Source organism: Streptomyces sp. NPDC002870 (assembly GCF_042888505.1).
Classification (GTDB): domain Bacteria; phylum Actinomycetota; class Actinomycetes; order Streptomycetales; family Streptomycetaceae; genus Streptomyces.
This window is the reverse complement of record NZ_JBIAPW010000003.1, coordinates 129405-142384: the sequence shown is the minus strand read 5'-3', so window position 1 is coordinate 142384 and position 12980 is coordinate 129405. Positions and strand designations below refer to the sequence as shown.

The window sequence follows — 12980 nt, the reverse complement described above, 5'->3', positions numbered from 1 at the left end:
AATCAGGCTCCTTGAGCATTGGGCGAGGTCTCTGCGGCCGCACTCGGGGGTTCTGGGGTCGACTCCCGGGGAGGCACATCGGCGGCGGAGTGCCCGCCCTTGCTGCCACGCAAGGCGTCGCGCAGCATTTCATGCCATCGCGGACGCTTACGCGGCGGCACATGATCCACGCCGCCCGGCGACCATGGATTGCATCGCAGGATGCGCCAGGCGGTCAGTGCTGTGCCCTTGACCGCGCCGTGCCGGTCGATGGCCGTATATCCGTAGTGGGAACACGATGGGTAGTACCTGCAGACAGGCCCCAGCAGCGGGCTGATCGTCCACTGGTACAACTTGATCAGAGCCAGCAGCGGGTACTTCATCGCGCGCCCCCTCCCAGCAGCCGCTGAAGAGCGGCATCCAGGTCTCGGGCCAGCTGTGCATAGTCGGCGTCGCCCGCACCGGGCAGCGCCCGTACGACCACCAGGCTACCGGGGGGCAGCTCGGCGAGCCGGTCGCGTATCAGGTGGCGCAGTCTCCGCTTGACCTTGTTGCGGACGACCGCCCCGCCCACGGCTTTGCTTACGACGAAACCCGCACACGTCGGGGGAGCGCTCTCCCCAGGCGCGTGCGGGTCCGTTGCACCGCTCTGTAGGTGGACGACAAGGAGCGGGCGTCCGGCCCGGCGTCCTCGGCGTACCGCGGTCGCGAAGTCCTCGCGCCGCCTCAGCCGATTCTCGGTAGGCAGCACGTCATGACCTGTGTATGCGATCAGGCGGACAGGCTGGCGCGACCCTTGCCACGGCGGTTCGCGAGAATCGCGCGGCCGGCACGGGTGCGCATCCGCAGGCGGAAGCCGTGGGTCTTGGCGCGACGACGGTTGTTCGGCTGGAAGGTGCGCTTGCTCACTCGGGGGCTCCAGAAATGATTCGTTGGTGGCGGGACATCGCCTGGCTGTCACCGTGCGCCCACGAGTAGCTCGCGTTTACGCCCGAGTGCACCGCTTCACGATCACAGACCGTGATCATTGCCCATCGGAGGCAGGCGGCAGCAGCCATCGACAACTCGACCTGGTTACGGTACGCGCGGCTACGCCATCGGGTCAAACCAGGGTCACGGCGTGCTCCACTGTGCACAGGCTGTGGACAACAACTTGAACCGCGCGGGTCGCCCTGACTACCGTGGCTGAACTCCAATTCCTTTCCTGCCTGTCTTCCCATCCCGTCCCGAGAACCACATATTCGTGGGACCTGCGAGAGAGCGTGCCTTGTGGCTGACGTACCTGCCGATCTTGCCGCAGTGTGGCCACGAGTGCTGGAACAGCTCCTCGCCGAGGGCCAGCAGGGCATCGAACCCAAGGACAAGCAGTGGATCGAGCGCTGCCAGCCACTCGCACTGGTGGCCGACACCGCGCTGCTCGCCGTACCCAATGAATGGGGCAAGCGCGTCCTCGAGGGCAGACTCGCCCCGTTGATCAGCGAGACCCTCAGCCGTGAGTGCGGCAGGCCGATCCGGATCGCCATCACGGTGGACGACTCCGCGGGCGAGCCCCCAGCTCCCCAGTCACCCCCCGCACAGCAGCAGGCGCCTCGCTATCAGGGCCCGCAGCACGACGAGCGGCAGAACGACCCGTACGACGACTACGGGCACCGCCCCGACGACGACCGGCTGCCGAACGTCCGTCCTGCCTACCCCGATTACCAGCAGCGCCAGCACCAGCAGCAGCGCCCGGAACCCGGCGCCTGGCCGCGTACACAGGAGGACCTCTCCTGGCAGCAGCCGCGGCTCGGCGGTTTCCAGGACCGCGACCCGTACGCCACCGCCCGGCCGCGCCAGCCCCAGCACGACTACCGGCAGCCGCAGCCGCCAGAGCGCCAGCAGTACGAGCAGCCGCACCCGGAGCGTCACGACCTGCCCGATCGGCAGGCACCCCATCGCAGCGCTCCCGGGGGCGCGCCCGGACCGCTGGGCGCTCGGCCCTCGCCGGCGCCCGGTCCCGGTGAGCCGCATGCCCGCCTGAACCCGAAGTACCTCTTCGACACCTTCGTCATCGGCGCGTCCAACCGGTTCGCGCACGCCGCGGCGGTCGCTGTCGCGGAGGCGCCGGCCAAGGCGTACAACCCCCTGTTCATCTATGGGGAGTCAGGGCTCGGCAAGACCCACCTGCTGCATGCCATCGGGCACTACGCGCGCAGCCTCTACCCCGGCACCCGGGTGCGGTATGTGAGCTCGGAGGAGTTCACCAACGAGTTCATCAACTCGATCCGCGACGGCAAGGGCGACACGTTCCGCAAGCGCTACCGCGATGTGGACATCCTGCTGGTCGACGACATCCAGTTCCTGGCGAGCAAGGAGTCGACGCAGGAGGAGTTCTTCCACACCTTCAATACGCTCCACAACGCCAACAAGCAGATCGTGCTGTCCTCTGACCGGCCGCCCAAGCAGCTGGTGACGCTGGAGGACCGGCTGCGAAACCGCTTCGAGTGGGGTCTGACCACCGACGTACAGCCGCCGGAGCTGGAGACGCGGATCGCGATCCTCCGTAAGAAGGCCGTGCAGGAGCAGCTCAACGCTCCGCCGGAAGTGCTGGAGTTCATCGCCTCCCGGATCTCGCGCAACATCCGCGAGCTGGAGGGTGCGCTGATCCGGGTGACCGCGTTCGCTTCGCTCAACAGGCAGCCTGTGGACCTCGGGCTCACCGAGATCGTGCTCAAGGATCTGATCCCCGGTGGGGAGGACGCGGCTCCCGAGATCACCGCAAGCGCGATCATGGCGGCGACGGCCGACTACTTCGGGCTGACGGTGGAGGATCTCTGCGGATCGTCGCGCAGCCGGGTGCTGGTGACCGCCCGCCAGATCGCAATGTATCTCTGCCGTGAGCTCACCGATCTGTCGCTGCCGAAGATCGGCGCGCAGTTCGGCGGCCGTGACCATACGACCGTGATGCACGCGGACCGCAAGATCCGCGCGCTGATGGCCGAGCGGCGCTCCATCTACAACCAGGTCACCGAGCTCACCAACCGCATCAAGAACGGCTGACGCAGGCCCCCAAGAGGCCCCCAAGAAGCCTTCGAGGGCGCCCCGGGACGAGGTCCCGGGGCGCCCTTCGTCGTTCCGGAGCCATCGCCGCAGCCCTCCCGCACCCCTCCTCCAGATGTCCGGTGTTCGAATAGTCGGCGACCGGGAGGTGTTCTCCACAGATCTGGGGGCGACCTTCCGTCCACAGCCTGGGGACTGCAAAGTTGTCCAGATTGCGTCCACAGAGGCAGTTGCAGAGACTTCATCACGCCAGGTCAGACCCTTGTGGATTTGTGGCCAACCGCGCTCCACAGACTGTGGACACAGAAGTCCTCCACAGGGCGCGATCAAGGTTGTCCACCGGCGGCCCACAGGCAGCGCCGCGTTGCCCACAGCTTCTCCACACCCCTGTCCACTGTTCGGCAACGAAACACCCCGACTCACTGCGTCGAGTGAAAGGCGTCACACCGACGAGGTCGGTTGGCCTGTGGGGAACGTGGGCAAAGCTGGGGACGGCGCTGGGGAGAAGTCCCCTCGGGCTGTGCATCGGATGTGCAGAACTTTCGGGCGTCCACAGAAGCACCGGGTTGTCCACCGGCTCCGCCCACAGGCCCGGTGGACAAAAAAACGGGTCTGACCTGCATGGATGGCGTTATCCACGGTTTCCACAGGCCCTACTACTACTCCCACTTAGAGTTACCGGTGAATTCGCTTCGAAGAAGGCCCTGTGCACAACTCGAGCCCGGAGCGCCCGGCACCTCTTGCCACGACTTGACCCCGACCCGCACCGACTGTCGGTGCCGTACGTCAGACTGGTCCCCGGCGACACAGCCGACGACGAAGGCCAGCAAGGGCGAGCCAGCAACAGCAGGAGGCGGTTCCGGTGAAGATCCGGGTGGAGCGCGATGTACTCGCGGAGGCGGTGGCCTGGGTGGCCCGGAGCCTCCCGGCCCGTCCGCCGGCGCCCGTACTCGCGGGCCTTCTTCTGAAGGCGGAGGACGGCGCCCTCAGCTTCTCGAGCTTCGACTACGAGGTCTCGGCCCGCGTCTCCGTGGAGGCGGAGGTGGACGAGGACGGCACCGTCCTGGTCTCCGGCCGACTGCTCGCAGACATCTGCCGTGCCCTCCCCAACCGGCCGGTGGAGATTTCCACAGACGGTGTACGGGCGACCGTCGTCTGTGGCTCCTCGCGATTCACACTCCACACCCTGCCTGTGGAGGAGTACCCGGCCCTGCCGCAGATGCCGACCGCGACCGGCACCGTGCCCGGTGAGATCTTCGCCTCCGCCGCCGCGCAGGTCGCGATTGCCGCCGGCCGCGACGACACGCTCCCGGTGCTCACAGGTGTACGTATCGAGATCGAGGGCGACACCGTCACGCTGGCCTCCACCGACCGCTACCGCTTCGCGGTCCGCGAGTTCCTCTGGAAGCCGGAGAACCCGGACGCATCCGCTGTCGCGCTGGTGCCCGCCAAGACGCTGCTGGACACCGCCAAGGCGCTGACCAGCGGTGACACGGTCACCCTCGCGCTCTCCGGCTCGGGTGCGGGCGAGGGGCTCATCGGTTTCGAGGGCGCCGGGCGGCGGACCACGACCCGGCTGCTCGAAGGCGATCTGCCGAAGTACCGGACGCTGTTCCCCACCGAGTTCAACTCGGTCGCCGTGATCGAGACCGCGCCCTTCGTCGAGGCCGTCAAGCGAGTGGCCCTGGTCGCCGAGCGGAATACCCCGGTGCGGCTCAGCTTCGAGCAGGGCGTGCTGATCCTGGAGGCCGGTTCCAGCGACGATGCACAGGCTGTGGAGCGCGTCGACGCGAACCTCGAGGGCGACGACATCTCGATCGCCTTCAACCCGACCTTCCTGCTTGATGGCCTGAGCGCCATCGACTCGCCGGTCGCCCAGCTCTCGTTCACCACCTCCACCAAGCCGGCACTGCTGAGCGGCAAGCCGGCTATGGATGCCGAGGCGGACGAGGCGTACAAGTACCTGATCATGCCTGTGCGGCTGTCCGGCTGAGTCCGGTTTGGTCCGCCCAAGGGCTGATCCCGACGGGCCTGCTCACGCCGCAGCAGGCCCGTCAGGCCGTTCCGTACCGGCCCGGCGTAGGCTCGGATCCGGGTACGAATCGGCATACAACGCTTAAGGAATCTCTGATGGAGCTCGGTCTCGTCGGCCTCGGCAAGATGGGCGGCAACATGCGCGAGCGCATCCGCCGCGCAGGCCACACCGTCATCGGCTACGACCGCAACCCGGATGTCGCCGATGTCCACAGCCTCGAAGAGCTTGTGGGCAAGCTGAAGGGCCCGCGAGTCATCTGGGTGATGGTCCCGGCCGGATCCGCGACCCAGTCCACCATCGACGAGCTGGCCGCGCTGCTGTCCCCCGGCGACATTGTGGTGGACGGCGGCAACTCCCGCTGGACGGACGACGAGAAGCACGCCGTAGAGCTGGGCATCAAGGGCATCGGCTTCGTCGACTGCGGTGTGTCCGGCGGCGTCTGGGGCCTGGAGAACGGCTACGCGCTGATGTACGGCGGCCATGCCGAGCACGTCGCGAAGGTGCAGCCGGTCTTCGACGCGCTGAAGCCCGAGGGCGAGTTCGGCTCGGTGCACGCGGGCAAGGTCGGCGCGGGCCACTTCGCGAAGATGGTCCACAACGGCATCGAGTACGCCATGATGCAGGCCTACGCCGAGGGCTGGGAACTGCTGGAGAAGGTCAACTCGGTCACCGACGTACGTGAGGTCTTCCGCTCCTGGCAGGAGGGCACCGTCATCCGCTCCTGGCTGCTCGACCTGGCGGTCAACGCGCTGGACGAGGACGAGCACCTGGAGCAGCTGCGCGGTTATGCGGAGGACTCCGGCGAGGGCAGGTGGACTGTGGAAGCGGCGATCGACAACGCGGTGCCGCTGCCCGCGATCACCGCGTCGCTGTTCGCGCGGTTCGCGTCCCGTCAGGACGACTCCCCACAGATGAAGATGATCGCGGCGCTGCGCAACCAGTTCGGTGGCCACGCCGTCGAGAACACGAAGTAGCCCTGAGCCGGGGGAGGTCGGCGTACATCCATGCACGTCACGCATTTGTCGCTGGCCGACTTCCGCTCGTACGCCCGGGTCGAGGTCCCTCTCGACCCGGGCGTCTCCGTCTTCGTGGGGGCGAACGGGCAGGGCAAGACCAATCTCGTCGAGGCGGTCGGCTATTTGGCGACGCTGTCGAGTCACCGGGTCTCCTCGGACGCGCCGCTGGTACGGATGGGGGCTGACCGGGCGGTGATCCGGGCCGCCGTCACTCAGGGCGAGCGCTCCCAGCTGGTCGAGCTCGAGCTCAATCCGGGGAAGGCGAACCGGGCCCGCATCAACAGGTCTTCGCAGGTCAGGCCGCGCGATGTACTGGGGATAGTGCGGTCGGTGATGTTCGCGCCGGAGGATCTGGCGCTGGTGAAGGGCGATCCGGGCGAGCGGCGGCGGTTCCTCGATGAGCTGGTCACTGCGCGGTCGCCGCGGATGGCGGGGGTGCGGTCCGACTACGAGCGCGTGCTCAAACAGCGCAACACCCTGCTGAAGTCGGCGGCGATGGCACGGCGGCACGGCGGGCGCGTGGGGTCCACTCCCGGGACGAAGTCCGGGGGCGCGGATCTGTCGACGCTGGACGTGTGGGACCAGCATCTGGCGCGAGCAGGCGCGGAGTTGCTGGCGCAGCGGATCGAACTGATCGCGGCGCTGGAGCCGCTGGCGGAGAAGGCCTACGAGCAGGTGGCGCCGGGGGGCGGGCCGGTAGCGCTGGAGTACCGTTCCTCCGCCGCCGGCGGCGGTGTGGCTGCGAGTGGGGTGCAGGGGCGCGACGCGCTGTACGAGCAGCTGATAGGCGCGCTGACGGAGGTACGCAAGCAGGAGGTCGAGCGGGGCGTGACGCTGGTCGGGCCGCACCGGGACGACCTGGTGCTCAAGCTGGGGCAGCTGCCGGCGAAGGGGTACGCCAGCCATGGCGAGTCCTGGTCGTACGCGCTGGCGCTGCGGCTGGCCTCGTACGACCTGCTCCGGGCGGAGGGCAATGAGCCCGTGCTGGTGCTGGACGACGTGTTCGCGGAGCTGGACGAGCGGCGTCGGGAGCGGCTGGCGGAACTGGTGGCTCCGGGTGAGCAGGTGCTGGTGACCGCGGCGGTCGAGGACGATGTGCCGGGGGTGCTGGCGGGGACGCGGTACGTGGTGGCGGGCGGGGCGGTGGAACGCGTATGAGCGAGGACCCAGGCGGCGAGCCCGTGGAGACGCCGAAGGCGCCCGAGTCGTCGGGCGTCGACCTGGCGCGCGTCGCGCTGCGCGCGGCGAAGGAGCAGGCGAAGGCTCAGGGTGCGGCGGCGCAGCAGAAGAAGCAGGCCAGGCGGGGTGGAGGGCTGCGCTCGGGGGCGCATGCGGACGGCCGCGATCCGCTGCCGCTGGGTGCGGCGATCAACCGGCTGATCACCGAGCGGGGCTGGGAGACGCCGGCCGCGGTGGGCGGGGTGATGGGGCGCTGGCCGCAGATTGTGGGCGAGGACCTGGCGAACCACTGTGTGCCGTTGAAGTACGACGAAGATCCTGCCGAGCGCGTCCTGACGGTGCAGTGCGACTCGACGGCGTGGGCGACGCAGTTGCGGCTGCTGGCGCCGAGGCTGGTGGCGCGGCTGAACGAGGACTTGGGGCACGGGACGGTACGGCTGATCAAGGTGCTGGGGCCGGGCGGGCCGCACAGGGGGTACGGGCCGCTGAGGGCGCCCGGGAGTGTGGGGCCGGGAGACACGTACGGCTGAGGGGTGCCTCTCCCCACCTCCATCCCCTTGCTGAATACGGGGCTGTGCCCCGTACCCCGGGCATTTCCGCCCCGGCCCCGCCCTCGACGGGGCCGGGGCGGGCCCCCGGCCGCACGGCCGTGGCTGCGTCCATGGCGACACCCCACCCCCAACGAGCGAAACCCCACGAGTTGTGTGAGGTGTCTCTCACCACAGCCGGAACATAGTCAGACGGTAGCGAGTGGTTGACAGGCCGAAGCGCTCAACGCCCGTGTGAGCCCCTTGGAGCCCCTTCCTGGATATGGGGAGTCGGACCAACATGGTTCAGGGCGGCACATGCGGACTCAGCCACCGGCAAACCCCCACTCGGGTCGGCGGTACCGGTAGACTGGTGGACAATCCCGCCCACCCGCGGAACATGTCGAACGACGCAGCCGCTCCCGCCTGCCCGGAGAACGGCTTGTGCTGTGCCAGAAAGGGCGCTTCGTGGCCGATTCCGGCAACCTCAACGAGAACATTCCGTCCACTCCTGCCGGCGGGAACGGCGAGGTCACCGCCTCGTACGACGCCAGCGCGATCACCGTCCTCGAGGGTCTGGACGCGGTCCGCAAGCGGCCTGGCATGTACATCGGCTCGACCGGTGAGCGTGGCCTGCATCACCTCGTGTACGAAGTCGTCGACAACTCTGTCGACGAGGCCCTCGCCGGGCACGCCGACGGGATCGACGTCACGATCCTCGCCGACGGCGGCGTACGCGTGGTCGACAACGGCCGCGGCATCCCGGTGGACATCGTCCCGTCGGAGAACAAGCCGGCCGTCGAGGTCGTACTCACCGTGCTGCACGCCGGCGGCAAGTTCGGCGGCGGCGGCTACGCGGTGTCCGGCGGTCTGCACGGCGTCGGCGTCTCGGTCGTCAACGCCTTGTCGTCGAGGGTCTCCGTCGAGATCAAGCGCGACGGCTACCGCTGGACGCAGGACTACAAGCTCGGTGTCCCGACCGCGCCCCTCGTGCGCAACGAGCCCACGGACGAGACCGGCACCACGGTGACGTTCTGGGCCGACCACGACATCTTCGAGACGACCGAGTACTCCTTCGAGACGCTCTCCCGCCGTTTCCAGGAAATGGCCTTCCTCAACAAGGGCCTGACCCTGACGCTGACGGACGAGCGCGAGTCGGCGAAGGCCACCGTGGGTGCCGACGCCCCCGAGGAGCCGGACGAGGAGCCGCCCGCACGCACGGTGAAGTACTACTACGAAGGCGGCATCGTCGACTTCGTCAAGTACCTCAACTCCCGCAAGGGCGAGCTCATCCACCCGACCGTCATCGACATCGAGGCCGAGGACAAGGAGCGGATGCTCTCGGTCCAGATCGCGATGCAGTGGAATTCCCAGTACACCGAGGGTGTGTACTCCTTCGCGAACACGATCCACACCCACGAGGGCGGTACGCACGAGGAGGGTTTCCGGTCCGCTCTGACGGGCCTGGTCAACCGGTACGCGCGCGACAAGAAGCTGCTGCGCGAGAAGGACGACAACCTCTCCGGCGAGGACATCCGCGAGGGTCTGACCGCGATCATCTCGGTCAAGCTGGGCGAGCCGCAGTTCGAGGGCCAGACCAAGACCAAGCTGGGCAACACGGAGGCGAAGACCTTCGTCCAGAAGGTCGTGCACGAGCACCTCACCGACTGGTTCGACCGCAATCCCAACGAGGCCGCGGACATCATCCGCAAGTCCATCCAGGCGCAGACGGCGCGTGTCGCGGCCCGCAAGGCCCGCGACCTGACCCGTCGCAAGGGCCTGCTGGAGTCGGCTTCCCTGCCGGGCAAGCTGAGCGACTGCCAGTCCAACGATCCGACGAAGTGCGAGATCTTCATCGTCGAGGGTGACTCCGCCGGTGGCTCGGCGAAGTCCGGCCGTAACCCGATGTACCAGGCGATCCTGCCCATCCGAGGCAAGATCCTGAACGTCGAGAAGGCGCGGATCGACAAGATCCTGCAGAACACCGAGGTCCAGGCGCTGATCTCGGCCTTCGGCACCGGGGTCCACGAAGACTTCGACATCGAGAAGCTCCGCTATCACAAGATCATCCTGATGGCGGACGCCGACGTCGACGGCCAGCACATCAACACGCTGCTGCTGACCTTCCTGTTCCGCTTCATGCGGCCGCTGGTCGAGGCCGGGCACGTCTATCTCTCACGCCCGCCGCTCTACAAGATCAAGTGGGGCCGGGACGACTTCGAGTACGCGTACTCGGACCGTGAGCGCGACGCGCTCGTCGAGCTCGGCAAGCAGAACGGCAAGCGGATCAAGGAAGACTCGATCCAGCGCTTCAAGGGTCTCGGCGAGATGAACGCCGAGGAGCTGCGCATCACCACGATGGACGTGGACCACCGAGTGCTCGGCCAGGTCACGCTCGACGACGCGGCGCAGGCCGACGACCTGTTCTCGGTGCTGATGGGCGAGGACGTCGAGGCGCGGCGCTCGTTCATTCAGCGCAACGCCAAGGACGTCCGCTTCCTCGACATCTGAGTCGGTCTGTCGCTGACCGCTTCGAAAGGATTTTGACCAGCAATGGCCGACGAGAACACTCCCGCCACGACCGAAGAAGAAGAGCCGACACTGCGGATCGAGCCCGTCGGGCTCGAGACCGAGATGCAGCGCTCGTATCTCGACTACGCGATGTCCGTCATCGTCTCGCGTGCGCTGCCCGACGTACGGGACGGTCTCAAGCCCGTCCACCGTCGTGTGCTGTACGCGATGTACGACGGCGGCTACCGGCCCGAGAAGGGCTTCTACAAGTGCGCCCGCGTCGTCGGTGACGTGATGGGTACGTACCACCCGCACGGCGACTCCTCGATCTACGACGCGCTCGTACGTCTCGCCCAGCCGTGGTCGATGCGTATGCCGCTGGTGGACTCCAACGGAAACTTCGGTTCTCCCGGCAACGACCCGGCCGCCGCCATGCGGTACACCGAGTGCAAGCTGATGCCGCAGTCGATGGAGATGCTCCGGGACATCGACGAGGAGACCGTCGACTTCCAGGACAACTACGACGGCCGTAACCAGGAGCCGACGGTCCTGCCGGCGCGCTTCCCGAACCTGCTTGTCAACGGTTCGGCCGGCATCGCGGTCGGTATGGCCACGAACATCCCGCCGCACAATCTGCGCGAGGTCGCGGCCGGCGCGCAGTGGGCGCTGGAGCACCCGGAGGCCACCCACGAGGAGCTCCTCGACGCGCTCATCGAGCGGATCAAGGGCCCGGACTTCCCGTCCGGCGCGCTGGTCGTGGGACGCAAGGGCATCGAGGAGGCGTACCGCACCGGTCGCGGCTCCATCACGATGCGCGCGGTCGTCGAGGTCGAGGAGATCCAGGGCCGGCAGTGCCTGGTGGTCACCGAGCTTCCGTACCAGACCAACCCGGACAATCTCGCGCAGAAGATCGCCGACCTGGTGAAGGACGGCAAGGTCGGCGGCATCGCCGACGTACGCGACGAGACCTCGTCCCGTACGGGCCAGCGTCTGGTCATCGTGCTCAAGCGCGACGCCGTTGCCAAGGTCGTGCTGAACAACCTCTACAAGCACACCGACCTCCAGACGAACTTCGGCGCGAACATGCTGGCGCTGGTCGACGGCGTGCCGCGCACGCTGTCGCTGGACGCCTTCATCCGCCACTGGGTGCACCACCAGATCGAGGTCATCGTCCGGCGCACGAAGTTCCGCCTGCGCAAGGCGGAGGAGCGGGCGCACATCCTGCGCGGTCTGCTCAAGGCGCTGGACGCGATCGACGAGGTCATCGCGCTGATCCGGCGCAGTGACACCGTCGAGATCGCGCGTGAGGGCCTGATGGGCCTGCTGCAGATCGACGAGATCCAGGCCAACGCCATCCTCGAGATGCAGCTGCGCCGACTGGCCGCCCTGGAGCGCCAGAAGATCGTCGCCGAGCACGACGAGCTGCAGGCCAAGATCAACGAGTACAACGCGATCCTGGCCTCGCCCGAGAAGCAGCGTCAGATCGTCAGCGAGGAACTGGCAGTCATCGTCGAGAAGTTCGGCGACGACCGGCGCTCCAAGCTGGTGCCCTTCGACGGCGACATGTCCATGGAGGACCTGATCGCCGAGGAGGACATCGTCGTCACCATCACGCGTGGCGGCTATGTGAAGCGTACGAAGACGGACGACTACCGCTCGCAGAAGCGCGGCGGCAAGGGCGTACGCGGCACGAAGCTGAAGGAAGACGACATCGTCGACCACTTCTTCGTCTCCACGACCCACCACTGGCTGCTGTTCTTCACCAACAAGGGCCGTGTCTACCGCGCCAAGGCGTACGAACTCCCCGACGCCGGCCGGGACGCGCGCGGCCAGCATGTCGCCAACCTGCTGGCCTTCCAGCCGGACGAGCAGATCGCCGAGATCCTGGCGATCCGCGACTACAACGCCGCGCCCTACCTGGTGCTCGCCACCAAGGGCGGTCTGGTGAAGAAGACATCTCTTAAGGATTACGACTCGCCCCGCTCGGGTGGCGTCATCGCGATCAATCTCCGCGAGACGGAGGACGGCAGCGACGACGAGCTGATCGGCGCCGAGCTGGTGTCGGCCGAGGACGATCTGCTTCTCATCAGCAAGAAGGCGCAGTCGATCCGGTTCACCGCGACCGACGACGCGCTGCGTCCGATGGGGCGTGCGACGTCGGGTGTGAAGGGGATGAGTTTCCGCGAGGGCGATGAACTGCTCTCGATGAATGTCGTCCGGCCAGGTACGTTCGTGTTCACTGCCACCGATGGTGGGTACGCGAAGCGGACCGCCGTCGACGAGTATCGCGTCCAGGGTCGCGGCGGCCTCGGTATCAAGGCCGCCAAGATTGTGGAGGATCGCGGTTCGCTCGTGGGTGCGCTGGTGGTCGAGGGGACGGATGAGATCCTCGCCATCACCCTCGGTGGCGGCGTGATTCGTACGCGAGTCAATGAAGTCAGGGAGACGGGCCGTGACACCATGGGCGTCCAGCTGATCAACCTGGGCAAGCGCGATGCCGTGGTCGGTATCGCTCGTAACGCCGAGGCGGGTCGCGAGGCCGAAGAGGTCGACGGGACCGAAGAGGCCGACGTTGTGGCGGTCGAGGCGGTGGTCGAGGGCACGCAGCCTTCGGCCGGGGAGCACGAGGAGTAAAGCGTGAGTGGAGCCACGGGCGCCGGATCGGCCGATTCCGGAGCGAACGGTGCCCGTGGC

General features: G+C 67.5%; 10 protein-coding genes. 7 read left to right on the top strand and 3 right to left on the bottom strand.

The genetic code is table 11. The features are described 5' to 3' along the window. Positions 1–2 precede the first annotated feature (2 nt). Genes yidD through rpmH form a run of 3 tightly spaced genes read right to left on the bottom strand, consistent with a single transcriptional unit; the run spans position 3 to position 888 of the window. Positions 3–362 (bottom strand): membrane protein insertion efficiency factor YidD, encoded by a 360-nt coding sequence (gene yidD, locus ACFYWY_RS05225; protein WP_307662333.1) that lies wholly within the window; start codon positions 360–362, stop codon positions 3–5. Continuing rightward, positions 359–730 (bottom strand): ribonuclease P protein component, encoded by a 372-nt coding sequence (rnpA, locus tag ACFYWY_RS05220; RefSeq protein ID WP_389179947.1) that lies wholly within the window; start codon positions 728–730, stop codon positions 359–361. The genes yidD and rnpA overlap by 4 nt, the downstream gene beginning before the upstream one ends. Before the next feature lie 20 nt (positions 731–750). Then, the gene (rpmH, locus tag ACFYWY_RS05215) at positions 751–888 is read right to left on the bottom strand and encodes a 50S ribosomal protein L34 (protein WP_006381191.1); all 138 of its coding nucleotides are present in this window, start codon (positions 886–888) and stop codon (positions 751–753) included. Positions 889–1248: 360 nt separating this feature from the next. On the opposite strand from rpmH, the gene dnaA reads away from it, so the two are divergent. The 7 genes from dnaA to gyrA all read left to right on the top strand — a co-directional run bounded on the left by dnaA (position 1249) and on the right by gyrA (position 12920). Then, the gene (dnaA, locus tag ACFYWY_RS05210) at positions 1249–3018 is read left to right on the top strand and encodes a chromosomal replication initiator protein DnaA (RefSeq protein WP_389179944.1); all 1770 of its coding nucleotides are present in this window, start codon (positions 1249–1251) and stop codon (positions 3016–3018) included. 862 nt (positions 3019–3880) lie between these two features. Then, a complete protein-coding gene (dnaN, locus tag ACFYWY_RS05205) occupies positions 3881–5011 on the top strand; it encodes a DNA polymerase III subunit beta (RefSeq protein WP_389179941.1) in 1131 nt (376 codons plus the stop codon). Between the two features lie 137 nt (positions 5012–5148). Beyond that, positions 5149–6027, top strand: coding sequence for a phosphogluconate dehydrogenase (NAD(+)-dependent, decarboxylating) (gene gnd / locus ACFYWY_RS05200; RefSeq protein WP_389179937.1), 879 nt, complete (start codon positions 5149–5151; stop codon positions 6025–6027). Between the two features lie 30 nt (positions 6028–6057). Further along, the gene (recF, locus tag ACFYWY_RS05195; RefSeq protein WP_389179934.1) at positions 6058–7227 is read left to right on the top strand and encodes a DNA replication/repair protein RecF; all 1170 of its coding nucleotides are present in this window, start codon (positions 6058–6060) and stop codon (positions 7225–7227) included. Beyond that, positions 7224–7778 (top strand): DUF721 domain-containing protein, encoded by a 555-nt coding sequence (locus ACFYWY_RS05190; RefSeq protein ID WP_389179931.1) that lies wholly within the window; start codon positions 7224–7226, stop codon positions 7776–7778. The genes recF and ACFYWY_RS05190 overlap by 4 nt, the downstream gene beginning before the upstream one ends. A gap of 441 nt (positions 7779–8219) precedes the next feature. Further along, positions 8220–10286, top strand: a complete 2067-nt coding sequence (gene gyrB / locus ACFYWY_RS05185) for a DNA topoisomerase (ATP-hydrolyzing) subunit B (protein ID WP_389179928.1) — start codon at positions 8220–8222, stop codon at positions 10284–10286. 42 nt (positions 10287–10328) lie between these two features. Next, entirely contained in the window at positions 10329–12920 is a 2592-nt protein-coding gene (gyrA, locus tag ACFYWY_RS05180) for a DNA gyrase subunit A (protein ID WP_389179924.1), read from the top strand. Positions 12921–12980 lie beyond the last annotated feature (60 nt).